Genomic DNA, 24,690 nt, shown 5'->3' with positions numbered 1-24,690 from the left:
CCACGGGTCAGATGCGGCGGAGCACGGTGACGACCCGGCCCATGATGGTGGCGTCGTCGCCCGGGATTGGGTCGAAGGCCGGGTTCTGCGGCATCAGCCAGACGTGTCCGTCCCGCCGCCGGTAGGTCTTCACCGTCGCCTCGCCGTCCAGCATGGCAGCCACGATGTCGCCGGATTCGGCGGTGGGTTGCTGTCGGACAACGACCCAGTCGCCGTCGCAGATCGCCGCGTCCAGCATCGAGTCGCCCTTGACCTGAAGCATGAAGACGTCCCCCTCGCCGACCAACTCGCGGGGGAGGGGGAAGATGTCCTCGATGGCCTGTTCGGCGAGGATTGGACCGCCGGCGGCGATCCGGCCCAGCATCGGCACATAGGCCGGGGCTGGCCGCTGCGCGATCGCCGCCTCGTCGTCGAGGGCGTCGCTGGGCGGCCGGACGTCAACTGCGCGTGGGCGGTTTGGGTCGCGGCGCAGAAAGCCCTTCTTCTCCAGCTCTTTGAGCTGGTAGGCGACGCTGGACGGGGATACCAGCCCGACCGCCTCACCGATCTCGCGCACGCTTGGTGGGTAGCCGTGCCGCTCGACCCAGGTGCGAATGAACTCCAGGATCCGCCGTTGCCGGGTGGTGAGGTCGACGGTCGCCGGTTCGGGGTAGGCGCTGACGATCGGGGTGACCGGACGCACAGCGGGCGCACCGGTGCGGCCCCGCGCGGCACGTCGACGACGGGTGCTCGCCGGCCCTTCGGTGATCTGCTGTGGGCCCTTCGGCCGGTTGGTCCGGTCCTCGGTCACGTCCGTCCTCCCTGGTCGGCGCTTGGATGCCCCGTCGCTCGTGGTGTTGACTCACGGTGGAAGCCGTCGTGAGCCGGTCGTCCCTGACCGTATAGGCGAGATCAGCCTTCTTCAAACATCTGTACGACCTTGGTCGGCGTGTCGGGGTGGCTCTCGCCTGGGTCGTACCCATGTTCTGGTAAATAGTACGACGGGTCGTACTTGTGTGCTAATTGTGGGCCGCAGGGGGCGGTTGTGCTCGGTGCCCGTAGCGATTCGGGGTCGACGGGGGTTGAAATTCTCGGTGGCACTGGCCCGGTCGGGTGGTCCGCGTGGGTGGGGGGTGATCCAGGTCGCTTGGTGACGCGCCGGACAGGCTCGCCAACTTGACCTCAGTTCTCCGGCGGCATACGGTCAACCCCTAGATGTAGTAGTCATTGGGCCTTAGTTGCCTATAGGTTGGGTTCGACTACGGACCGCACTTCATCCGCCAGCACGGCGAAGACCGTCGAAATGACGGCTCCGCCGTGGTGCGGCGTGTCCGGGTGCGGGCCCGTTCGGCCCCACGGCCGACGAAGGAGGTCGGGCTCCATGCGGTGTCCGTACTGCCGGCACCCCGACTCCCGGGTCGTTGACTCGCGGGAGGCCGACGACGGCCAGCTGATCCGGCGCCGGCGCTCCTGCCCGGAGTGCGGCAAGCGGTTCACCACGGTGGAGGAGGCCGTCCTCGCGGTCGTCAAACGCAGCGGGGTTACCGAACCCTTCAGCCGTACGAAGATCATCGGCGGGGTGCGCAAGGCGTGCCAGGGTCGTCCGGTTGACGACGACTCCATTGCCCTGCTGGCGCAGAAGGTCGAGGAGACCGTACGGGCCAAGGGCGCCGCCGAGCTTCCCAGCCACGAGGTCGGGCTGGCCATCCTGGGGCCGCTGCAGGACCTGGACGAGGTCGCCTACCTCCGGTTTGCCAGTGTCTACCGGTCGTTCGAGTCGCTCGCCGACTTCGAGCGGGAGATCGAGACGCTGCGGACCGCGGCGCAGGTCCGCGAGGGAGGCTGAGGCGGTCGGGGCAGCTGGCCGCACCAGAGTGTGCCGCGGGTGAGACGTGGCCGGGTTTGACGGTCGGGCCGCGCGTGGGACCGCGGACCGGTTTGACGGTAGGGCCGCGGGTGAGACGCGGCCGGGTTTGACGGTAGGGCCGCGGGTGAGACGCGGCCGGTTTGACGGTAGGGCCGCGCGTGGGGCGCGGACGAGGGGCGATGAGATGCCGGGGGACGGTGTGACAACGAGCAAGTCACGGAGCAAGGCGGCAGCGGGTCTGAAGGTCGAGCGGGTGTGGACCACCGAGGGGATCCACCCGTACGACGAGGTGACCTGGGAGCGTCGGGACGTCATCATGACGAACTGGCGGGACGGGTCGATCAACTTCGAACAGCGCGGCGTGGAGTTCCCACAGGAGTGGAGCGTCAACGCGGCCAACATCGTGACCACCAAGTACTTCCGGGGCGCGGTGGGAACCCCGGAGCGGGAGTGGTCGCTTCGACAGCTGATCGACCGGGTGGTGGCCACCTACCGCACCGCCGGTGAGGAGTACGGCTACTTCGCCACCCCGGCCGACGCCGAGATCTTCGCCCACGAGCTGACCTGGATGCTGCTGCACCAGGTGTTCAGCTTCAACTCGCCGGTCTGGTTCAACGTCGGCACGTCCTCGCCGCAGCAGGTCAGCGCGTGCTTCATCCTCGCCGTTGACGACTCGATGGACTCCATCCTGGACTGGTACAAGGAGGAGGGGCTGATCTTCAAGGGCGGCTCCGGCTCCGGAGTCAACCTCTCCCGGATCCGCTCCTCGAAGGAGTTGCTCTCCTCCGGCGGCACCGCCTCCGGACCGGTCAGCTTCATGCGCGGCGCCGACGCGTCAGCGGGCACCATCAAGTCCGGCGGCGCGACCCGGCGGGCGGCCAAGATGGTCATCCTCGACGTCGACCACCCGGACATCGAAGAATTCGTGGTCACCAAGGCGCGCGAGGAGGACAAAGTCCGTGCCCTGCGCGACGCCGGCTTCGACATGGACCTGGGCGGCACGGACATCGTCAGCGTGCAGTACCAGAACGCCAACAACTCGGTCCGGGTCAGCGACGAGTTCATGACGGCGGTGCAGGACGGCGGCACCTTCGACCTGCGTGCCCGCCTCGACGGTACGGTGATCGACACGATCGACGCGAAGCCGCTGTTCCGGACCATCTCGCAGGCGGCCTGGGAGTGCGCCGACCCCGGTCTCCAGTACGACGACACCATCAACGACTGGCACACCTGCCCGGAGACCGGTCGGATCACCGCGTCGAACCCCTGCTCGGAGTACCTGCACCTGGACAACTCCTCGTGCAACCTGGCCTCGCTCAACCTGATGCGGTTCCTCCGTGCCGACGGCGGCTTCGAGGTGGAGAAGTTCGTCCGCTCGGTCGAGCTGGTCATCACCGCGATGGACATCTCGATCTGCTTCGCCGACTTCCCCACCGAGAAGATCGGCGAGACCACCCGGGCGTACCGGCAACTCGGGATCGGGTACGCCAACCTCGGTGCCCTGCTGATGGCCTCCGGCCTGCCGTACGGCTCGGACCAGGGTCGTACGCTGGCCGCGGCGATCACCTCGCTGATGACCGGCACCGCGTACCGGCGCTCCGCCGAGCTGGCCGGCATCGTCGGCGCGTACGACGGCTACGCCCGGAACGCCGAACCGCACAAGCGGGTCATGCGCAAGCACGCTGCCGCGAACGACGAGATCAAGCCCACCGGCGCCGTGGCCACGGCGGTGCAGCGGGAGGCGACCCGGCAGTGGACCCTCGGCAACAAGGTCGGCGACCGGAACGGCTGGCGTAACTCGCAGGCCAGCGTTCTCGCGCCCACCGGCACCATCGGCCTGATGATGGACTGCGACACCACCGGCGTCGAGCCGGACCTGGCGTTGGTCAAGTTCAAGAAGCTGGTCGGTGGCGGCTCGATGCAGATCGTCAACCAGACCGTGCCGCGTGCCCTGCGCAGCCTCGGGTACCCGGAGGAGCAGGTCGAGGCGATCGTCGAGCACATCGCCGAGCACGGTCACGTGGTGGACGCCCCGGGGCTCAAGCCGGAGCACTACCCGGTCTTCGACTGCGCGATGGGCGAGCGTTCCATCGCCCCGATGGGCCATGTGCGGATGATGGCGGCCGTCCAGCCGTTCATCTCCGGCGCCATCTCCAAGACGGTCAACATGCCGGAGCAGGCCACCGTCGAGGACGTCGAGAAGATCTACTTCGAGGGCTGGCGACTCGGCCTCAAGGCGCTGGCGATCTACCGCGACAACTGCAAGGTCGGCCAGCCGCTGTCGGTGGCGAAGAAGGAGAAGGCCACCGCCCCGGTGGAGGTGGTGCCCGCCGCGGTCGAGAAGGTCGTGGAGAAGGTCATCGAGTACCGGCCGGTGCGGAAGCGGCTGCCGAAGAAGCGCCCCTCGGAGACGATCTCCTTCTCGGTCGGCGGCGCGGAGGGCTACCTCACCTCGTCCTCCTACCCGGACGACGGCCTCGGCGAGGTCTTCCTCAAGATGTCGAAGCAGGGCTCGACCCTGGCCGGCGTGATGGACGCCTTCTCGGTGGCCATCTCCATCGGTCTGCAGCACGGTGTCCCGCTGGAGACGTACGTCAGCAAGTTCACCAACATGCGCTTCGAGCCCGCCGGCATGACCGACGACCCGGACGTGCGGATGGCGGCCTCGGTGATGGACTACATCTTCCGTCGCCTGGCCCTGGACTTCCTGCCGTACGAGCGCCGTGCGGAGCTGGGCATCTTCACCGCCAAGGAGCGGGCCGCCCAGCTCGCGGCGGAGGCGGAGGCGGAGGCGAACACGGCGGACCTCACCGCGATGGCCTCCTCCGCCCCGGTCGAGACGCGGCCGGAGGAGCCGAAGGTCGGCCCGGTCGCCCAGCCGGCGCAGGAGCTGGCCGACGTCGCGGCGGCGCAGCCGGCGCCGTCGGTGGGGTCGAGCACCGAGCTGCTGGAAGCGGTGATCGGTAAGGCCGCCGACGCGCCGCTCTGCTTCACCTGCGGTACGAAGATGCGCCCGGCCGGTAGCTGCTACGTCTGCGAGGGCTGTGGTTCCACCAGCGGTTGTAGCTGACGTACGTGCACGTGTGACCTCGGGCGAGGGTGCCCGAGGTCACACGGGGCGGTGACCGGAGCGGGGCCCTGCCTCTCCCCTGTGGTGCGATCCTGTGGGCGTGACGGCAGCCGATACCTATCGCACCTTCGCCACCCGGGAAGCGGGTGGCGTGTCACCGGTGTACGAGCGCTTGGCCTTGGCGGTGTCCGGTGACGCCGAACTGCTCGCGTTGATCGAGCGGCTTCCGCCGGCCAAGCGGCAACCGAATCTGCTCTTCGGCGTGGTACGGCTGCTCGGTGGCCCGGTCGAGGACCCGGCGGCCTTCCACGCCTACGTCCTGGCGAACTGGCCGGCTATCGAGGTGGAGATCCAGCGTAGGGCGACCCAGACGAACGAGGCGGGGCGGTGCGCCGTCCTGCTGCCGCTGCTCGCCGCGCTACCCCAACCGCTCGCACTGTTGGAGGTCGGTGCGTCGGCGGGGCTCTGCCTCTACCCCGACCGGTACGCGTACCGCTACGACCGCCAGCTCCTGGGCGACGGCCGCCCGGTCCTCGACTGCACGCTCACCGGCGCCCTGCCGCCGAGCCGGCTCCCCACCGTGGTGTGGCGGGCCGGGCTGGACCTCAATCCGCTGGACGTGACCGACGTGGATGATCTCGCCTGGTTGGACGCTCTCATCTGGCCGGAGCATGCGCACCGGCGGGCGCGGCTGCGGGCGGCGGCGCAGCTGGTCGCGGCCGATCCACCGCTGCTTGTCCGCGGCGACCTGGTGGACGACCTGCCGGCGGTGGCCGCACTGGCCCCACCCGAGGCTACCCTGGTGGTGTTCCACACGACGGTGCTGTACCAGGTGCCGCAGCGCCGACGCACCGCCTTCGTCGAGTTGGTTCGTGGGCTGCCCGGCACCTGGATCGCCGTGGAGTCGCCGCGAGCGCTGCCCTACGAGGGACTGCCCGAGCCGCCCGGCGCCGGCCTCAACACTGTGCTCGCGCTCGACGGTAAGCCACTGGCGTGGGCCCAGGCGCACGGGCAGGCAGCGGCCTGGTTCGGTTAGCCACCAGGCCCCTACACTGCCCGGCGTGGGTGGGGAGCGAAAACCGTTGGCGAATCGGCCGTTGACCGAGCCACACCCGTCCCGGTTGCCGCCCGAGGACCCGCAACGCGAGCGGATCTGCGCCGCTCACGCTGCTGCCCTCGCCGCCGGTGAGGCCGGCTACCCCGACCCGACCACCGGTCTGTTCGTGCTTACCGCCGGCTTTCTCGCTCGCCGTGGCACCTGCTGCGGTCGGGGCTGCCGCCACTGCCCGTACCTCGACTGAACCCTCAGCCGGGTCGGTGCGGTGCGTGGCTGCCGAAGTCGCGTCAGCCGGCGGCGACGAAGACCCGGGAGGCCACCTCGCGGGGAAGGCGGACGCTGTCGCCGTAGCGGTCGATCGACACGCCGTCCCGCTCCTGGGCGACCGTCACCGTGGCGCCTGGGTCAACCCCGGCGGCGTGCAGCTGGCGCAACACGTCCGAGTTGCTCTGTAGGCTCTCGCAGATCCGCCGGACCACGACCGTGCCGGAGAGGCCGGGAAACGCCAGGTTGCGCTCCCCCTCGGCGGGCTCCGCGGCGGAGGGGCCCGCCGATCCCAGCGCCTCCAGCCCGGGGATCGGGTTGCCGTACGGCGAGCGGGTCGGCCGGTTGAGCAGGTCGTAGACCCGCTGCTCGACAGCGTCGCTCATGACGTGCTCCCACCGGCAGGCCTCCTCGTGGGCCTCCTCGTAGGGCATGCCGATCACGTTGACCAGCAGCAGCTCCGCCAGTCGGTGTTTGCGCATCACGGAGACCGCCGCGTCGCGGCCGGTTTCGGTGAGCGTGAGGTGGCGGTCGCCCTCAACGGTGAGCAGGCCGTCCCGCTCCATCCGGGCGACGGTCTGGCTGACCGTGGGACCGCTCTGGCGCAGCCGCTCGGCGATGCGGGCACGCAGCGGCGGCACCCCCTCCTCCTCGAGCTCGAGGATGGTCCGTAGGTACATCTCGGTCGTGTCGACCAGTGAGTGCGCGATGATCTCAATCACCCGTTAACGAGAAACAAATCGGACGGCAAGTGTCTCACGCACGACCCCTGATCATCCACGTGACCCGCTACCGCAGGTTGTGGTTGACCATGGCAGTCGCGGCCCCGATCTGGGGTTTCACGGTCACCCGGCCTTCGGGTTCGGCGTGAGACACGTCGATGTTACCCGCGCCGGTGGTGCCGGTCGCCGAGGCTGGCCCCTCGGGCATGAGTTGCACGGCAGGAAAGCACGTATGCCAGATCAGCATGAAGTTCACTCCTTCCGTCTTCGACGGCATCCCCAACCCCTGTCAAGGTCGAGTCCGGCCTGATCGGCACTCTCCGTGGTCGGGTCAACGACAAGTAGGGAGTCACGATGACGATTTCGACACGGCGGGTGATCGCCGCAGTCGCCGGCGCGACGGCACTCATCCCGCTGTCCGCCTGCGCCACCGCGGACGCGACCGGGGAGCGGCTGTCCGGCAGCGCGGTGACCGTCGGTACCTCAGCCGCTGCCGACCTGCACCACGAGCTCCGGCAGCTGGAGGAGAGGTTCGACGCGCGGCTGGGAATCTACGCGGTCGACACCGGCACCGGTCGGACGGTCCGCTACCAGGCCAACGAGCGGTTCGCCTACGGCTCGACCTTCAAGGCGCTGGCCGCCGCCGAGGTCCTCGACGCGACCACCGACGCCGAACTGGAACAGGTGGTGCGGTACTCGGCGGACGATCTGGTGGACTACTCGCCGATCACGGAGCAACACGTCGCCGAGGGCATGACGCTGCGGGCCATCGCCGACGCCGCCGTTCGCTACAGCGACAACACCGCCGGCAACCTGCTGCTGCGCCACCTTGGCGGGCCGGAACTGTTCGAGCAGGAGCTGAAGGAAATCGGCGACAACGTCACCGACGCGGCTCGCTACGAGACCGAACTCAACGAGGCGACCCCCGGCGACCCACGAGACACCAGCACCGCCCGAGCCCTGACCGAAGACCTGCGGGAGTACGCCGTCGACGACGCCCTCGAACCCACCGACCGCGACATCCTCAACGCCTGGTTGCGGGGCAACACCACCGGCGGGGAGCTGATCCGCGCCGGCGTCCCCGACGGCTGGGTCGTTGGGGACAAGACCGGAGCGGCCGGGTACGGCACCCGCAACGACATCGCGGTGATCTGGCCGCCGGACCGCGCGCCGATCGTCCTCGCCGTGCTGTCCAGCCGGGACGAGCCGGACGCCAGCTACGACAACGCCCTCATCGCCGAGGCCACCGAGGTGGTCATCGCCCGGCTGGGAAGCTAACCCCACCATGGCGGGGCGCCCGTGCGCAGATAGCCGTGCAGCACCCGCGCGACATGCGCCATGGTCGCCTCGCTGCCCGGCTGCGCGACGGCGGGTACGCGGGAGGCGGTCAACGCGGCGACCGCGTACGACTGCCCGTCGGCGTGGTCCACCACCCCCACCTCATGTCGCAGATGCAGCAGGGTGCCGGTCTTCGAGGACCAGCGCGCGGCGTCGGAGGTGAAGTCGGGTGCGAGTCGATGCCGGAGCACGTTGTCGGCCATCAGATCGCGTACCCGGGCGGCGGTGGTCTCGCTGATCGCCGTGGGCCGCCAGAGGGCGTGCAGCAGGTCAACGAAGGCCCGGGCCGAACCGGCGTTGGCGCGGGTGACGTCGAGTTGGGCGACCGGGTGGCCGCTCCCGGCGGTAGCGGCGCCGATGGCGAGAGCCTGAGCCAGGTGCGCCTCGTCGGGTCGGAGCCGTTCGCTCGGTGTGTCGGTGAGGTCACTGATCCGGTGTCGTACGGCGATGCCCTCGATCTGGAGTCGCCGCAGCTCGGCGGCGACCACAGCCGGTGGGGTGCGGTCGAACAAAGCGTCCGCGGCGACCCCGTCGCTGATGGCGATGCTCAGGTAGAGCAGGTCGTCCAGGGCGACCCGGGCCGGGTGGCGGAACCGGCTCAGCCCGGTGGTGCCCGGTGTGGTGACCAGGCCGGGTGCGATGTCGACCGGCGTCGCCGGGTCGAGCTCGCCGCGCGCCACCCGTTCCAGGACAGCTACTGCCAGCGGCACCTTCACCAGCGACGCCGCCGGAAAGGGGACATCCGCGTCGAGGCCGATCTCAGCGCCGGTGTCGAGGTTGCGGACGAGGAAGGCTCCGTGCAGCCCCGCCTCCCCGAGGAGTTCGCGCGCGTTGCGCAGCACGGTGGAGACAGTCACCTCGGCTCCCGCGTCGGTGGCTTGTCCGGCAGCCGACCCCCGACTCCCCCGGGGTCGGCGGGGGCGCCCAGGCAGCGGGCAATGTCCGCGTGCAGGGCAGTCCGCAGCTGTTCGAGGTCCTGGTGCGCGCCGGCGGCGATGTCGTAGCCGCGTTGGAGCCGGGGATCAGCCAGGGTGCACCAGTGCAGCCCGAAGTCCTCGGCCTGCTGCGGCGAACAGAGCAGCAGGTCCGGCGAGCTTAGGGCGTGGGCGGCGGCATCGACCAGGGATGGCGTGACCGCCACCTGGGTCGGTGCCAGACCGACGGACTGGCCGGTACGGGTCAGCGGGTCCCGCAGGTGCGCGACGTCGTCCTCGGGTTGGATGAGGATCCGCCGTCGCGCCGCCGCGCCGGTTCGGCCGGTGCGCAGGGTCTCCAGGAACACCGTCCGGGCGGGGAAGGCGGTCCGGGAGGCCAGCCCGAGCGGAACCCGCCAGACTGCCGCCTCGGCCGGAACCGCGACGATCCCGGCACTGACCTCCAGGGTCCGACAGAGCTGTTCGCGCCCTGCCGGGTCGGCCGGCCGTACCTCCAGCTGGGTCCGTTGCCGCCGCCCGGCGGCCACCAGGGTGGCCAGGCGGTGGGGTGGGCAACTGTCGGGTACGGCGATTCGCAGTGGGCGTAGCCGAGCCCGCTCGGCGTCCTCGGTCATCGCGTCGGCGAGGTCGACCAGGCGGCGTGCCGTGCGCAGCATGTCCTGCCCGAACGGCGTCAACCGGACCGCCCGGGACGACCGGTCGAAGAGCCGGGCGCCGAAGTGTTCCTCCAGAGCGGCGACGCGCCGGCTGGCCACCGACTGCGGGATTCCCGCCGCGGCGGCGCCGGAGGTGAAGCTGCCGTGGCCGCTGACGGCCACGAAGGCCCGGCAGGCCGCCACCACATCCACCCGCCGATTTTACGCCCGAGTGAATTCGCGCCTTCCGTGACCACGGGTGGAGGACAGCCGTCGCAGGGTGGGTTCACCCGCTGGGGAACTCCACCGTCGACGCCTGCCAGCTATCAGACGTCGTCTCAGGTCCTGTGTGTTGGTCGGCGTCGGTAGGTGGCGAGGGTCAAAGCTGTGCCGGTGAGGGTGAGGAGGAAGCCGGCGGTGAGGATGGTGGGCAGGTTGGCGCCGGTGACGGGGATGGTGGGCTTTGGGCTGGTGGGCTTTGGGCTGGTGGGCTTGGGGATGGTGACTGTGGTGGGGTTGGAGGTGGAGGCTGGGCAGTTGTTGTCGCCGTTGTAGCGCGCCTGGATGTGGTGTGTGCCGGGTGTCAGGTGGGTGGCGGTGAGGGTTGCGGTGGCGGTGGGGTTGCCGGTCAGGGGTTTCGCGTCCAGGGTTGTCGTGTCGTCGTGGAAGGTCACGGTTCCGGTGGGGGTGCTGCCGGTGCAGGTCACGGTGGCGGTGAGGGTGAGGGGTTGATCCGGTTTCGGGTTCGGTGGGGAGACCTGCAGGGTCGTGGTTGAGGTCGACGGGACGACAGCCAGACTGTGGCGGTTGCCGGCGGCGGCGGCGGTGATCGTGGTGTCGGCTGGCAGGTCCACCGCGACGGGGGTCCTTCTGCGGGTGGCGGTGGTCCCGTCGCCTACCTGGCCGAGGGCGTTGTAGCCCCAGCCCAGCATGGTGCCGGTGGAGGTCACCGCCAGGCTGTGGAAGGCGCCGGCGGAGGCGGTGGTGATCGTGGTGCCGGTTGGCAGGTTCACCGCGATGGGGGTGCTTCTGTCCGTGGTGGTGCCATCGCCTAACTGGCCGAAGTTGTTGTGTCCCCAGGCCAGCATGGTGTCGGCGGAGGTCACCGCCAGAGTGTGGCGGTCGCCGCCGGAGACGGTGGTGATCGTGGTGCCGGTTGGCAGGTCCACCGCGATGGGGGTGCTTCTGTCCGTGGTGGTGCCATCGCCCAACTGGCCGAAGATGTTGTAGCCCCAGGCCAGCATGGTGTCGGCGGAGGTCAACGCCAGACTGTGGTAGGCGCCGGTGGCCACGGTGGTGATCGTGGTACCGGTTGGCAGGTCCACCGCGATGGGGGTGCTGCTGTCCGTGGTGGTGCCATCGCCCAACTGGCCGGCACTGTTGTCGCCCCAGGCCAGGACGGTGCCGGTGGAGGTCAGCGCCAGATTGTGGCGGTGGCCGGCGGCCATGGCGGTGATCGTGGTGCCGGTTGGCAGGTTGACCGCGACGGGGGTGCTTCTGCGGGTGGTGGTCCCATCGCCCAGCTGGCCGATGAAATTCTCGCCCCAGGCCAGCATGGTGCCGGTGGAGGTCAACGCCAGACTGTGGCGGTCGCCGGCGGCCACGGCGGTGATCGTGGTATCGGCTGGCAGGTTCACCGCGACGGGGGTGCTGCTGTCCGTGGTGGTCCCATCGCCCAACTGGCCGGCACTGTTGTCGCCCCAGGCCAGGACAGTGCCGGTGGAGGTCAACGCCAGACCGTAGGCGGTCCCGGCGGCGATAGCGGTGATCGTGGTATCGGCTGGCAGGTCCACCGCAACAGGGGTGCTGCTGCCCGTGGTGGTCCCATCGCCCAACTCGCCGTCACTGTTGTTTCCCCAGGCCAGGCCGGTACCAGGAGGGCCCGCTGCCGCCGACGGCACGCTCTGCGCGAGCACGCGCGCCGCACCGACCGAGGTTATGCCCAACACGAGCGCCACCATCAGCGGCACCGCGAACAGCCCCCGCAGACTCGCGGGCCGTACCCAGCTTCTTCTCACGTCCGCAGCCTCGCCGGTCCAGCTCTCCACTACCCCCACCCCTCTGTCGTCTCCCCGCCACCGGCCCGTGTCCGACCACGGCCTGTACAACGACTCCGGACGGCCGCGGCATCGGGGCTGTCTCGCTTAGATCAACACTCCCCCGCTGGTCAGGTCTGGTCTGGTTGCCAGCCCTGCTTGACTGACTGTTGGCACTGGTTGGGTCGTCTCCGGTGGCGGTGAAGAGCGCGGTCAGTAGGAGGGGGCCGTGGGCGAGGGTCGGCCGGGGTAGGGGGCCGGTGGCGACGAGGGAGACCAGCCCGTGGGCGACGGCCCAGCTCTGGGTGGCCAGTTCGAGGGGGTTGGTGTCGGCGCGGTAGCGGCCGGCCCCGGAATGCATAACATTGCTGTGTTATGTTTAGGTGGTTGAACCGACAGCTCCATGAAAGGGAGTCAGCATGACCATCACCCTGGTGAACCCCGAAGGGCTTCCGAAGGTCGACCTCTATTCCCAGATGGCGGTCGCCACCGGGTCTCGGCTGGTCTTCCTCGCCGGCCAGGTATCCGTGGACCCTGACGGGAACACGGTCGGCGTGGGTGACCTCGCCACCCAGGTCGAGCAGTGCTACCTGAACGTCGCCACCGCCCTGGCCGAGGTCGGCGGCTCCTTCGATGACGTGGCGAAGGTGACCGTGTACGTCGTCGACTGGACGCCCGACAAGATGGCGCTGCTGGGGGAAGGAATCGCGCGGGCGGCGGCGAAGCTGGGCGTCACCCTGGCCGCCCCGTTGACGGGCCTGGGTATCAGCGCCCTCGCCGGCCCCGACCTGCTGGTCGAGGTGGAGGCCACCGCAGTCCTGGACGGACCGGGCCGAGGAAAGGGTCCCAAGCGGGACTGAGAGTGAGACGACGCGGCCGAACCGTCACGGGTAACCGTCGATGTTCGGCCGCGTCGGTAGCAACTCACCCGGACCGCCTGAGCCCGACCATCCCGCTGACCCTGGCCGGCCTGCCGCACCGGGACGCACGGCCACAGATCGGGGAGTGGGTAACGGATCCTCCCGGTGGGACTGGCGTAACTGCGCACCAGCTACGGCAGTGCGTTGTACCCACCTTTGCGACGTTAACGCCGTTCTGGCCGCCGTGGCCTCGAATTCCACGATCCGCACAGGTGCAGACACCGGCGCTGACGACCAAAAGCGATGTGTCAACGAGGCACACGACAACCGTAGACGGTGTCGTGGCCGGGCGGCCGACTACCGTACGGCGAACTTCCCAGCGTTGGGGCGCCACCGGTGGAGCGCCGAGGACTTCGCCACCATCGCCAGTGCCCCTGATCTGCTATAGGCCCCTCCCAATGGGATGTGTGCCAGCATTTGACCATCAATCGAGGAGATGGCCATGAACCACACCCACCGCTCCCCAAGCGTCCTAGACAGCCTCGTCGCCGGGAAGTCCTGGGTTGGCCCGATAATGGACCCCACTACTGTCGACTGGCCTGTCCGTCCGGCCCATGCGGCGCTTCCGTTCCGCGCAATCGGCGGTCGTCCGGTCACGCCGGCCCCGTCAACGGGTCTCCGTTACGAGCGGAACGAACTCGGATATTGGGGCGAGCGGCTTCGCACGAACGCCCTGGCTGCCGCCGAGGTTGTTGGCTCTACCGGCGTCAAGCGCCGATGGATTGTCATGATCGAGCGGTTAGACGGGTGTGGTTGGGCGCTGCCGGGTGGCTACATTGGTCCAGAGGAAGACCCGTGTGATGCCGCGAGGCGGAAGCTGTGGGAAGTAGCGCAACTGGTTGTGGAACCGTCTCCGGAGCGCCATCTCATGCTGGCCCGCTACATACCCGACCCCCGGGCGCCCGACGAGGTGTGGATGGCCACTGTTACATCCTGCGTGAGTCTGGGCACCTACGACAACCACCGGCAATTGCCTAAGGTGGTCGGCGCGCTCGATGCCAGGCGCGCGCGGTGGGTGCCGGCACACACCTATACGGCGGTCTTCAAATACCTGGCCAGTAACTACGACGGCGACGTATTCCCGGCTGACCGGGCCTTGCTGGCTGAGGTTCTGGGATGAAGTGCTCGCCAGTCAGGAAGCATGGTGGCACTTCGCCCCGGCGGTTGAGCCCAGCGAGCTGGCGGTGTGGGACTGAACGCCAGCCGAAAGCATCCACCCAAGCTGGTTAAGGCAACGGCCTCCGCCGGCAGCGGATGGTGTTGACTGAACCTCATGTCCGGTACCGAAAACCTGCTCGTCGAGGTAGACCAGCTCGCCGCCGAGATGCACGGTGACGACCCGCCGACCCTGCTCGACGTCCGCTGGCGCCTGACCGGCCCACCCGGGCGCGACGACTACGCCACCGGGCACCTGCCCGGGGCGGTCTTCGTCGACCTGGACACCGAACTGTGTGGCCCGCCCGGCGTCGCCGGCCGGCACCCGCTACCCGAACCCGCCGCCCTCCAGGCCGCGCTACGGGCCGCCGGCGTCCGAGCTGGGCACCCGGTCGTGGTCTACGACGGTGGGGACGGCATGTCCGCCGCCCGCGCCTGGTGGACGCTGCGCTGGGCCGGTCACCGGTCGGTACGCCTGCTGCACGGCGGCCACCCCGCCTGGGTGGCGGCGGGGCTGCCCACCTCCACGGAGGCAGCCACCCCACGTCCCGGCGACGTTGAGGTGCGCCCCGGCGCCCTGCCGGTGCTGGTCGCGGCCGAGGCCGCCCAACTGGCCGCGGCCGAGGCGGGGACGCTGGTTGACGTCCGCGCCGCACCGCGCTACCGGGGGGAGTCCGAGCCGGTCGATCCGGTTGCCGGGCACGTGCCGGGTGCGGTCAACCTGCCGGCACCGGAGTACGTGACCGAGGGTCGCTTCCCCGCGGTCGACGTGCTGCGGGAACGGTTCGTCGCCGCCGGAGTGGTCGCCGCCGAGCCGGTCGGCGTCTACTGTGGCTCTGGCGTGACCGCCGCGCAGGCGGTCTTCGCCCTGCACCTGGCCGGTCGCCCGGATGCCGCCCTCTATGTCGGGTCCTGGAGCAACTGGGTCGCCGACCCGTCCCGCCCCGTCGCGGTCGGGCAGGAACCCGGGACCAACCCAGCCTGACCCCGCGGTCCCCAAGGCGCCGGCGCGGCGGCCCAGGCCACGGCTGACCGCTCACTCTTCCGGGTACCGACCGCCCACGCCGTGCGACACCGGCGGCGTGGGCAGCGCGTGCGACGGGCCGGCCGAGTCCCCGTGCGACGATAGGCACCATGTCGGACGACACAGTGGTGGTGTGGGACGAGACGCTGCTCTCCTACAACCTCGGCGACCATCCCCTCGACCCGGTACGGGTCGAGCTGACCGTCGCCCTCGCCCGAGAGCTGGGGGTGCTCGGGCGTCCCGGGGTACGGCTGGTCGAGCCGAAGCCCGCCGACGACGAGCTGCTCACCCGGGTGCACGACCCGGCCTACCTGGAGGCCGTGCGAGCTGCCCCGCAGGATCCGCTCCGCACCGGGTTCGGGCTCGGTACCCCGGACAATCCGGTCTTCGCGCAGATGCACGAGGCCAGCGCGTTGGTCACCGGTGCCACCGTCGCGGCAGCCGAGGCGGTCTGGCGGGGCACGGCACGTCGGGCGGTCAACGTGGCAGGCGGGCTGCACCACGCGATGCCCGACCGGGCAGCCGGCTTCTGCGTCTACAACGATCCCGCCGTGGCCATCGCCCACCTGCTCGACCTGGGCGCGCGCCGGGTCGCCTACGTCGATGTGGACGTGCACCACGGCGACGGGGTGCAACAGGTCTTCTGGGACGACCCCCGGGTACTCACGGTGAGCCTGCACGAGACCCCGCTCGCGCTCTTTCCGGGCACCGGGTTTCCCGACGAGACCGGCGGTGCGCCGGCCGAGGGAACCGCGGTCAACGTGCCGCTGCCACCGGGAGTCGAGGACGCCGGTTGGCAGCGGGCGTTCCACGCGATCGTGCCGTCGGTGCTGCGTGCGTTCCAGCCGGAGATCCTGGTCACCCAGTGTGGCGCGGACGCGCACCGGCTCGACCCCCTGGCTGACCTGCGCCTGTCGGTGGACGGGCAGCGTGCTACCTACCTTGCTCTGCGGGCGCTCGCCGACGAGCTCTGCGCCGGCCGCTGGGTCGCCACCGGTGGCGGGGGATACGCGTTGGTCGAGGTCGTGCCCCGGGCCTGGACCCACCTGCTCGCGGTGGCCACCGGTGCACCGCTCGCGCCGGCCACGCTCTGTCCACCCGCCTGGCGCGAGCTCGCCCAGGCCCGCCGTCCGGGGGAGGAGGTGCCGTTGCGGATGACCGACGACGTCAATCCGTCGTACGAGTCGTGGCAGCCCTCCGGGGAGCCGAACTCGGTGGACCGGGCCATCGTGGCCGCCCGCAAGGCGGTGTTCCCGCTGCTCGGGCTCGACCCGTACGACCCGCGCGACTAGGGCCCGTGTCGAGTCACCCGCCGGTCGCGCTGACTTTCGACGACACGAGCCCGAACGCGGCCGGGAGGAAGGACGCTCGCGTGACCACAGGTAACCTGACCACAGCTGAACAGCCAGTGGACGTGCTGCTCAGCGACGGCACCACCGTCCAGTTGCGGCCGATCCGGCCGGCGGACGCACCGGGCATCGTCGCCATGCACTCGCGTTTCTCCGAGCGCACCCGCTACCTGCGCTACTTCTCGCCGTACCCCCGGATTCCCGAGCGCGACCTGCGGCGGTTCGTCAACGTTGACCACCACGACCGGGAGGCGTTCGTCGTGCTGGCCAGCGACCAGATCGTCGCGGTCGGCCGGTACGAGCGGCTGGGTCCAGCCGCTACCGAAGCCGAGGTCGCCTTCGTGGTTGAAGACGCATACCAGGGCCGGGGCATCGGATCGGTGCTGTTGGAGCACCTCGCCGACGCGGCCCGGCGGGTCGGCATCCCGACCTTCGTGGCGGAGGTGCTGCCGGCCAACAACGCGATGCTCCGGGTCTTCGCCGACTTCGGCTATCAGGTGCGGCGTCAGTTCGCCGATGGTGTCGTGCACCTGAGCTTCCCGATCGCGCCGACCGAGGCGACCCTTGAGGTGCAGCGGGGCCGCGAGCACCGCACCGAGGCCCGATCGGTCGCCCGGCTGCTCGCGCCCCGGGGAATTGCCTGCTACGGGGCCAGCGCCACCGGGCAGGGGGTCGGGGCGGCGGTCCTCGGGCACCTGCGCGACTACGGGTTCACCGGTGCGGTGGTGCCGGTGCATCCGAGCGCGCGAATGGTGGCCGGGCTGCCCGCGTACCCGTCGGCCGTCGAGGCGGGCCTGCCGATCGACCTGGCGGTGGTGGCGGTGCCGCCGGCGGCGGTGGAGACGGTCGTCGCCGATGCGGCCGCCGCTGGAGCGCACGGCCTGGTCGTGATCAGCGCGGGTTTCGCCGAGGCCGGTGCGGACGGTGCGGTCGCCCAGCGCCGGCTGGTTCGGGCGGCGCACGCGGTGGGCATGCGGATCATCGGCCCGAACTGCTTGGGGATGGCGAACACCAGCACCGAGGTACGCCTGAACGCCACGCTGGCCCCGCGGCTGCCGGTCCCCGGTCGGGTTGGTCTGTTCAGCCAGTCCGGTGCGTTCGGGGTGGCGCTGCTGGCCGAGGTGGAACGGCGGGGACTGGGGCTGTCCAGCTTCGTGTCGGCCGGGAACCGGGCCGACGTCTCCGGCAACGACCTGTTGCAGTACTGGCAGGACGACCCGAACACCGATGTGATCCTGCTGTACCTGGAAACCTTCGGTAATCCCCGTAAGTTCGCCCGACTGGCCCGGGGCATCGGGCGGGAGAAGCCGATCGTCGCGCTCGCGCCGTCGGCCCACGCCTCCGGCCCCGGCCCGTCAGCGGAGGTCGCCGCGGCTTCGCCGTCACCGTCCCGGGACCGGCGCGCCGCCGGTGTGGCGGCGGCGAGTCACGGCGCGGTGGGCCCCGACGCGGCAGGTCCGGACGAGGCCGCCGTCAGCGCTCTCTTCGCCCAGTCCGGGGTGATTCGGGTGGCCACCGTCGCCGAACTGCTCGATGTCGGTGTGCTGCTGGCCAACCAGCCGCTACCCGCCGGCGACCGGGTGGGGATCGTCGGTAACTCCTCGGCGTTGACCGGGCTAGCCGCCTCCGCCGCCACCGCGGTGGGGCTCGCCGTCGCCGACGGCTACCCCCGCGATGTCGGGCCAGACGCCGGGGCGGCCGACTTCGCCACCGCCCTCGGCGCCGCCGTGGCCGACGACGGGGTGGACGCGCTGGTGGCGGTCTTCGCCCCGCCGCTGCCGGGTCAGCTGCCCGACGCCGAGACCGACTTCACCGCGGCACTGCCCGCGGTGCTTGCCGGCGGCAAGCCCACCGTGGCGACGTTCCTGGCCGGACGCGCCCCCTCCGGGGTGCCCGCGTACCCGAGCGTGGAGGAGGCGGTGCGTGCCCTGGGGCAGGTGACCGCGTACGCCGGATGGCTGCGTCGCCCCACCGGCGCGCACCCGGAACTGTCAGACGTGGACCGGAACGCGGCCCAGGCGGCACTGCGGCCGGAGGCGTTCGATCCGGCCGGGCTGCTCGCCGCGTACGGGATCAACGTGGTCGAGTCGGTGCTGGTGGCCTCGGAGCAGGAGGCCGTCGCGGCGGCGCGAAAGCTGGGATACCCGGTGGCGATAAAGGCCGCCGCCCCTGGTCTGCGGCACCGGCTGGATCTTGGCGCGGTCCGCCTCGACCTGCCCGACAAGGCGCGGGTACGACGCGCGTACGCGAAGATGGCGGCGGAGTTCGGGGCAGACGTCCTGGTCCAGCCGATGGTTCCGCCCGGAGTGGCCTGTGTGGTGGAGCTGGTGGAGGACCCGGCGTTCGGGCCGGTGGTGGGCTTCGGCGTGGGGGGTGTCGCCACCGAGCTGCTCGGCGACCGGGCCTGGCGGGCGGTGCCGTTGACCGACCGCGACGCCGCGGAGTTGGTAGACGAGCCCCGCGCGGCCCCACTGCTGCGCGGTCATCGCGGGGCGGCGCCGGTGGACCGGAAGGCCCTGGCCGAGTTGCTACTGCGGGTCGGGCGGCTCGCTGACGAGCAGCCTCGGGCCCGCACCCTGACGCTGAACCCGGTGCTGGCCCGGCCGGACGGCTTGTCGGTGCTGCACGCCAGCGTACGGCTCGGTTCCGCTACCGTCCGCCCCGACACCGGGCCCCGCCGGCTGTGATTCGCCGTCGCGCGGCGTGGCCTCGGGAGTGCGGCCCCGGAGCCGGTCGCGTGGGTCAGCAGGCGTACGCCTCCAGGCGCTGTGCCCGCTCCGGGGCGCGTAGCTTGTGCAGTGTCCCCTTCTCGATCTGGCGGATTCGCTCTCGGGAGAGGCCGAATTCGCGACCGACCTCGTCCAGGGTGCGCTGCCGCCCGTCGTCCAGCCCGAACCGGAGCCGGATCACCGCCTGCTCCCGCTGGGAGAGAGTGGCGAGCACCCCCCGCATCTCCTGGCGCAACTCACCACAGCTGGCGGTGTCCTCGCTCCCGGCCGTCGAGTCCACCGCGGCGACGAAGTCGCCGAGCGGGCTCTCGCCGTCTTCGCCGACCGTCTGGTCCAGGCTCACCGGCTCCCGGTCGTAGGAGATCAGCTCGATCACCTGGATCTCCGGGACGTCCAACGCCCGCGCCACCTCCGCGACCGTGGGTTCGCGGCCCAGCGTGACCGACAGCTCGCGCCGGGTCCGCACCATCCGGTTGACCTGCTCGACCATGTGTACCGGGATGCGGATGGTGCGGGCCTGGTCGGCCATGGCGCGGGTGATGGCCTGGCGGATCCACCAGGTGGCGTAGGTGGAGAACTTGTAGCCCTTGGTGTAGTCGAACTTCTCGACGGCGCGGATCAGGCCGACGTTGCCCTCCTGGATCAGGTCGAGGAAGGCCATCCCACGGCCGGTGTAGCGCTTGGCGATGCTGACGACCAGGCGGAGGTTGGCCTCCAGCAGATGGTCCTTCGCCGCGCACCCCTCGGCGGCGACGAGCTCCAGGTCAGCACGGAGTGCGACGGAGACCGGTGTGCAGGTGGCCAGCTTGGTCGCGGCGAAGAGCCCGGCCTCGATCCGGCGGGACAGTTCGACCTCCTGGGCGGCGGTCAGCAGTTTCGTCCGGCCGATTCCCTGGAGGTAGGCCCGGACCAGATCGGTGGAGACACCGCGTTCGTCAGTGGCATCCAGATCGGTGAGGGTGTCGGCGCCGCTGGTGGGGCGTATCCCGTGATCCATCATCTGTAGAGCCATCTTTCGTCTCTCCCCGTATCCACGTTCTGTGCCGTGAGCCGGCGCGGTTCCGCCGGTTGACAGTCAGCTTGGTGCGTGGGGCGTGAAACGGGAGTGAGGCGCGATCCCGGGCGGGACCGGATCCGAGTGCTCGTGGTCACACCCAGCCTTCTCGGGCCGCGTACCAACCGAGCTGCATCCGGGACGCGGCCCCGGCGAGGTCCATCAGGTGGCGCAGCCGTCGCTGCAGGGTGCGCAGCGACAAGCCGAGTTGGCTGGCCACCACCGGGTCGGTGAGCCCGGCCAGGAGCAGGGTCAGGATCTGGCGGTCCAGGTCGGTTGGGCCGTCGGCGTCGGAGTCTTCGCTCAATGGGCCGTCCGCCGACAGGGTCAACGGGTGGGCACATCGCCACACGGCTTCGAACAGCGCGTCCATCGCGGCCAGCAGTCCGGTGCGATGTAGCAGCACCGCACCGGGCTCGCCCTCGGTTGTGGCCGTCAACGGGACCAGGGCCAGCGCGGCGTCAGCGATGATCAGCTTGATCGGTAGTGCCTCCGTCACCCGGATCTGTACACCGTCGCGGAGGGACTCCAGGGTCTCCGCGACCACGCCGGGCTCTGCCAGCGCCGGGCGGTCGATCACCACCCGGAACCGTACGCCCTGTCGCGCTGCCACCGACTCCACGGTGTTGGCGCCCGGTGGTACCGCGACGAAGGGAGGGGTGACGAAGCTGCGAACCTCCCGCCGGGCGGCGTGTTGCACCTGGGCGAACCGGTGACGGATGGCGTCCACCCCGGTGATCACCTCGATCAACTCGCCGAGGGAGCGTTCCGCGCTCGCCCCGCGGTACTCCTCGGCGAGCGTGACGAGGGCCAACTCCGCAGCGCGCAGCGCGGACTGCTGCTCGCCGATCAGCGCTCCGAGCGCGACCGCGGGCGGTGCCACCGAGAACGTCTCCTCCGATGCCTGCTTGGTCAGGCCGCGGTCGGTGAGGCGGGACAGCGCCGCCGTCACACCCGAGACGGGCATCCGCAGGGCGTTGGCCAGCTCAACCGGCCCGGCCTGACCCTGCCGGACCAGCAGGCGGTAGATCGCCTCGTCGTCGGGGCTGAATCCCAACACGCCCAGCATGAGTGGCTTCCTCCCTCGGCCCGCTGCGGCAGGGCGGGCATGAGCCATCCGGATCCACCTGGAACGGTCGTCCGCGCTGGCCGGAGGCCCCGGCGGGGTCCCCGGACGATACCGGTCCGGGGGCCCCGCCGGCCACTTCATCGCAGGCCGTAGGCGCGGATGAGCTCCTGTCGGATGGCGAAACCGGCGTCGGTTTCGGCGGCGGCGCGGAGGGAGATGAAGCCGTCGGGTTGCTTCGGCAGTTTNAGGGTTCCGGTGTGGCGGTTGTTGTCGCCGGGGGTGAGGGTGACGGGTTGCCAGGTGGTGCCGTCGTCGTAGGAGACCTCAAGCTCCACTGCGGTGATGGTGCCGGTGCCGGAGCCGCCGGGCTGTGGNNTGGCGGTGATGCTGATTTCTTGGTTGGTGCCGGCTTTGACGTCGCCTCGTAGGTCGGTCTCCAACTCGTAGTCGAGCTGCAGCAGTGTGATCGGGGCGGGGTCGAACGGGTCAGCGTTGTTGGTGCTGGAGATGAAGTCCCACTCGGTGTGGGTACGGGTCGACAGTCGCCACTCCTCGGCTGGGCGCGACGCATCCAACACCAGCCGGTACGGCAGCGTCCCGGCCGGCACCTCCTTGTTTGGCAGGTAGGCGCCGATGGTGTTCTCGTGCAGCAGGGTGTCACCCTGGTAGAGCTTCATGTTGGTCGGCACCGAGCCGTAGCTCAGGTTTCCGGCGTGTTCTAGCTGGGTGCCCGAGGGGCTCCAGGACTGTACGTTGAGGAGCATGGTGTCCTGGTACCGGCTGTTGCTGACGCTGTAGCCGCGACCGAAAGCGGGCCGGACGGCGGGCGCGAACCAGTCCAGGCGGGTGGTCGTGCCCTTGGCGTACGTGTCGGTGAACGCCCGGTCCTCCCAGTCGCCCTGGGTGTGGCTTTCATGCCATTCCGTGTCTGGGGTGACCCATTCGGTACGGGTGCCGGGGTACTGCTCGCGCTCGGGGAACCCGATCGCGGGGATGAAGGTCAGGTCGTAGCGGTAGCCCCCACCCGTGGTGTCCTTGGCAGCGTGGTAATGGGCGTCGATTCGGGCCAGGTCGTGGCGGCTGGGGTGGTAGGTGAGGGGCTGGTCCGGTACCTGCTCTGACCAGGCCTGGCTCAGGTCGTAGATGGTGTCGGCGTACTCCTTCTGGGTGACCTTCAGGGGCGGCATGCCGTGTCTGGCGAATTTGATCAAAAGGTTTCCGATGTCCCGGTGGACGCTGGCGACGGGGATGGGGGAGTCGCCGACGTACCTGGAGTGGATTCCGGGGCTGTCGTTGACGACCAGGAGGAGTGCGGCTCCGGCGGCTGCTGCGGCGGCGGCCCGATCAGGTGCGCTGATGTCGTCGCTGCGGGTGACGACGGCGATTGTGCCGTCGGCGTCGAGGTCGGCGTACTCCTCGGGGGTGCCGGTGCCGGCGTGGACGGGGCGTAGCCATTGGGAGCCGGTGGTGATGGTGCTGCCGGCTTGGGCCACGGCGTCGATGGGGAGCAGGCCGAAGGCGCGCAGGCTCAGGACCGGCTCACCCTTACGCCACCGAGCCCCCAGGGTGAACGAGCTCTCGGCGGGCTTCTCGGTCGGCAGGACGTACAGGTCGTCGTACCAGATCGGAACTCGGTAGGCGAACCGGAAGCTGTCGGCGTTGGGGTAGTCGACGGCATAGTTGAGAGTGCGCTGTCGGTTCTCGGTGCGTTGGGGGGTGGCGGTGTCGAGGAGCCGGGCCTTGCTGGCGTCCAGCGTTACCTCGGTTGGTTCGTCGAGCACAATCCCCGGGGCAACCAGCAGGACGAGGCCGAGGGAGTCAGCCCGTTCACCCGCAACCTCAAAGTCAGTGCTCAGGGTGTAGGTCCCGGGTGCAAGGCGCAAGGTCTGCTCACCGTCGACGGCGAGGTATCCGGCGAACCTTTCCCCGGCCTCGTTTAGCAGGACGGTCGCGTTGGTGGGTTCGCCGTTGCGGTCGCGGAGCTTGATGGTGAGGTCGTAGCGTTCGTCTTCTTTGATGAGGCCGAGGCTGGTGCGGGTGACGGTTTCGCCGGTGGTGGGGTCGGTGCCGATGAGGTAGCCGGTGTGTTGGCCGATGTCGGCTGTCGTTGGGTCGCCGGTTACCGGGACGTCTATCTGGCCCTCGGCGGGCACGGTGATGGTGGCGTCGTTGAGGGTGAACGCGTCGATGCCGTTGAGGTTGAGGTTGAGGGTGACGGGGGTGGTGCTGGTGTTGGTGAAGGTGACGGGTTTGGTGACGGGGGTGTCGGTGGGCTGGTGTGGCCAGTCGAAGTAGCCGAAGTAGGTGGAGCCGGTGGCTTGTACCGGGTCGTCTACCGCTGCTGCCACGTCGAGGCGGCCGGTGCCGACCTGGTATGCGGAGTAGCTGTCGCTCAGAGCTTTGGTGCTGCTCATGAGGGCGTTCTTGAGTTGGGCGTTGGTCCAGATGGGGTGTTGTTGGGCGAGGATGGCGGCGGCTCCGGCGACGTGTGGGGTGGCCATGGAAGTGCCGTCGAGGCTTTGGTACATGCCGTCGCCGGTGCTGTGTTGGGAGCGGGCGGCGTTGATGGCGACGCCGGGGGCGGTGAGGTCGGGTTTCAGTGCGCCGGTGCCGGCCAGTGGTCCGACGCTGGAGAAGTAGGCGAGTTGGTCCTGCTTGTCGACCGCGCCGACAGTTAAGGCGCTGGCTGCGGTGCCAGGGGTGCCGATGGTCGTTCCGTTGTTGCCGGCGGCGATGACGAAGAGCGTGTCGTGCTGCGCGGAGAGGTTCTCCACCGCCAGGGTCATCGGGTCGAGTCCGTCGGTGCGGGACGGGTCGCCGAGGCTCATGTTGATGATGTCGGCGCCGGATTCGGCGGCCCACTGCATGGCGGCGATGATCCAGGAGTCGTAGCCGATGCCGTGGTTGTTGAGGACTTTGCCGATGAGTAGGTCGGTTGCGGGGGCGACGCCGGTGTTGTCGCCGTCGGAGGCGGCGCCGGTGCCGGCGATGGTGGAGGCGACGTGGGTGCCGTGCCCGCTCAGGTCGGAGGTGTTTTCGTTGGGGACGAAGCTGACGCTGTCCTGGATTTGGTCGGTGAGGTCGGGGTGGGTGNGGTCGATGCCGGTGTCGAGGACGGCGACGGTGACGCCGTCGCCGTCGTAGCCGGCTTTCCAGGCTTCGGGGGCGCCGACCTGGGGGACGCTGTCGGCGAGGGTGGCGTGTACCTGGCCGTCGAGCCAGAGCTTNGCGCCGCCGCTGCTGCTTTCCGCGCGGGTCTGACTGGAGCCGGAATCGGCGGTGAGGGTGGTCCAGAGGGTGCGGGTGTCTTCTTTGTCGGTGGTGAGGGCGTGGCCGTTGATGGCGGGTAGGTCGTGGGTGAGGGTGGCGCCCTTGAGTGCGGTGGTGGTGGTGCGAGCTGTTGTTTCGGGGTAGGTGGCGATCAGTGGTATGTCGGTGGTGTGGGCGTCGTCGTAGCCCATCTCGATCAGGTCGGTGACGTTGAACA

19 protein-coding genes are annotated in these 24,690 nt (G+C 70.0%); 10 read left to right on the top strand and 9 right to left on the bottom strand.

Features of this window, described 5'->3' with window-relative positions:
* Positions 1 to 7: 7 nt before the first annotated feature.
* A complete protein-coding gene (gene lexA, locus B118_RS0118905; protein ID WP_018220576.1) occupies positions 8 to 790 on the bottom strand; it encodes a transcriptional repressor LexA in 783 nt (260 codons plus the stop codon).
* 570 nt (positions 791 to 1,360) lie between these two features.
* On the opposite strand from lexA, the gene nrdR reads away from it, so the two are divergent.
* The 4 genes from nrdR (at position 1,361) to B118_RS0118885 (ending at position 6,217) form a co-directional block, all read left to right on the top strand.
* Positions 1,361 to 1,825 (top strand): transcriptional regulator NrdR, encoded by a 465-nt coding sequence (nrdR, locus tag B118_RS0118900; protein WP_018220575.1) that lies wholly within the window; start codon positions 1,361 to 1,363, stop codon positions 1,823 to 1,825.
* 205 nt (positions 1,826 to 2,030) lie between these two features.
* Positions 2,031 to 4,916 carry a vitamin B12-dependent ribonucleotide reductase gene (locus tag B118_RS0118895; RefSeq protein WP_018220574.1) on the top strand — a complete coding sequence of 962 codons (2,886 nt, stop codon included), beginning with the start codon at positions 2,031 to 2,033 and terminating at the stop codon, positions 4,914 to 4,916.
* 94 nt (positions 4,917 to 5,010) lie between these two features.
* Positions 5,011 to 5,952 carry a DUF2332 domain-containing protein gene (locus tag B118_RS0118890; protein ID WP_196234324.1) on the top strand — a complete coding sequence of 314 codons (942 nt, stop codon included), beginning with the start codon at positions 5,011 to 5,013 and terminating at the stop codon, positions 5,950 to 5,952.
* A 25-nt stretch (positions 5,953 to 5,977) separates the two neighbouring features.
* Positions 5,978 to 6,217, top strand: a complete 240-nt coding sequence (locus B118_RS0118885; protein WP_018220572.1) for a DUF5522 domain-containing protein — start codon at positions 5,978 to 5,980, stop codon at positions 6,215 to 6,217.
* A gap of 43 nt (positions 6,218 to 6,260) precedes the next feature.
* On the opposite strand, the gene B118_RS0118880 is transcribed toward B118_RS0118885, so the two are convergent.
* Positions 6,261 to 6,959 (bottom strand): iron-dependent transcriptional repressor DtxR, encoded by a 699-nt coding sequence (locus B118_RS0118880; protein WP_018220571.1) that lies wholly within the window; start codon positions 6,957 to 6,959, stop codon positions 6,261 to 6,263.
* Between the two features lie 67 nt (positions 6,960 to 7,026).
* Entirely contained in the window at positions 7,027 to 7,236 is a 210-nt protein-coding gene (locus B118_RS0118875; RefSeq protein ID WP_238324012.1) for a hypothetical protein, read from the bottom strand.
* Between the two features lie 77 nt (positions 7,237 to 7,313).
* On the opposite strand from B118_RS0118875, the gene bla reads away from it, so the two are divergent.
* The gene (bla, locus tag B118_RS0118870; RefSeq protein ID WP_027647946.1) at positions 7,314 to 8,237 is read left to right on the top strand and encodes a class A beta-lactamase; all 924 of its coding nucleotides are present in this window, start codon (positions 7,314 to 7,316) and stop codon (positions 8,235 to 8,237) included.
* On the opposite strand, the gene B118_RS0118865 is transcribed toward bla, so the two are convergent.
* The 3 genes from B118_RS0118865 to B118_RS0118855 form a co-directional block, all read right to left on the bottom strand.
* Positions 8,234 to 9,154 (bottom strand): serine hydrolase, encoded by a 921-nt coding sequence (locus tag B118_RS0118865; RefSeq protein WP_018220568.1) that lies wholly within the window; start codon positions 9,152 to 9,154, stop codon positions 8,234 to 8,236. The genes bla and B118_RS0118865 overlap by 4 nt on opposite strands.
* Entirely contained in the window at positions 9,151 to 10,080 is a 930-nt protein-coding gene (locus tag B118_RS0118860; RefSeq protein WP_018220567.1) for a LysR family transcriptional regulator, read from the bottom strand. Before B118_RS0118860 ends, B118_RS0118865 begins: the two co-directional genes overlap by 4 nt.
* Before the next feature lie 125 nt (positions 10,081 to 10,205).
* On the bottom strand, positions 10,206 to 11,915 hold the full coding sequence (locus tag B118_RS0118855) for an RCC1 domain-containing protein (RefSeq protein ID WP_475246711.1): 1,710 nt from the start codon (positions 11,913 to 11,915) through the stop codon (positions 10,206 to 10,208).
* A 407-nt stretch (positions 11,916 to 12,322) separates the two neighbouring features.
* Here B118_RS0118855 and B118_RS0118850 point away from each other — a divergent pair, with 407 nt between their 5' ends.
* The 5 genes from B118_RS0118850 to B118_RS0118830 all read left to right on the top strand — a co-directional run bounded on the left by B118_RS0118850 (position 12,323) and on the right by B118_RS0118830 (position 19,038).
* Complete coding sequence (locus B118_RS0118850) at positions 12,323 to 12,763, top strand: RidA family protein (RefSeq protein ID WP_018220564.1); 441 nt, start codon at positions 12,323 to 12,325, stop codon at positions 12,761 to 12,763.
* Between the two features lie 502 nt (positions 12,764 to 13,265).
* Positions 13,266 to 13,943 (top strand): NUDIX domain-containing protein, encoded by a 678-nt coding sequence (locus B118_RS30700; RefSeq protein ID WP_238324010.1) that lies wholly within the window; start codon positions 13,266 to 13,268, stop codon positions 13,941 to 13,943.
* Between the two features lie 153 nt (positions 13,944 to 14,096).
* Positions 14,097 to 14,963, top strand: a complete 867-nt coding sequence (locus B118_RS0118840) for a sulfurtransferase (protein WP_027657525.1) — start codon at positions 14,097 to 14,099, stop codon at positions 14,961 to 14,963.
* Positions 14,964 to 15,112: 149 nt separating this feature from the next.
* A complete protein-coding gene (locus tag B118_RS0118835; protein ID WP_018828445.1) occupies positions 15,113 to 16,294 on the top strand; it encodes an acetoin utilization protein AcuC in 1,182 nt (393 codons plus the stop codon).
* 5 nt (positions 16,295 to 16,299) lie between these two features.
* Entirely contained in the window at positions 16,300 to 19,038 is a 2,739-nt protein-coding gene (locus tag B118_RS0118830; RefSeq protein WP_080635133.1) for a bifunctional acetate--CoA ligase family protein/GNAT family N-acetyltransferase, read from the top strand.
* A gap of 55 nt (positions 19,039 to 19,093) precedes the next feature.
* Here B118_RS0118830 and sigB read toward each other — a convergent pair whose 3' ends face one another.
* The 3 genes from sigB to B118_RS28560 all read right to left on the bottom strand — a co-directional run.
* Positions 19,094 to 20,092 carry an RNA polymerase sigma factor SigB gene (gene sigB / locus B118_RS0118825; RefSeq protein ID WP_018828447.1) on the bottom strand — a complete coding sequence of 333 codons (999 nt, stop codon included), beginning with the start codon at positions 20,090 to 20,092 and terminating at the stop codon, positions 19,094 to 19,096.
* 136 nt (positions 20,093 to 20,228) lie between these two features.
* A complete protein-coding gene (locus B118_RS0118820; protein ID WP_018220558.1) occupies positions 20,229 to 21,203 on the bottom strand; it encodes a hypothetical protein in 975 nt (324 codons plus the stop codon).
* 137 nt (positions 21,204 to 21,340) lie between these two features.
* On the bottom strand, positions 21,341 to 24,690 hold a 3,350-nt coding region (locus B118_RS28560), incomplete at its 5' end, for a S8 family peptidase (RefSeq protein WP_043541578.1).

The sequence above is a fragment of the Salinispora pacifica CNR114 genome, assembly GCF_000514775.1.
Lineage (GTDB): Bacteria > Actinomycetota > Actinomycetes > Mycobacteriales > Micromonosporaceae > Micromonospora > Micromonospora pacifica.
Note: the sequence above shows the minus strand (reverse complement) of the source record. Positions and strands in the feature narration are given on the sequence as shown.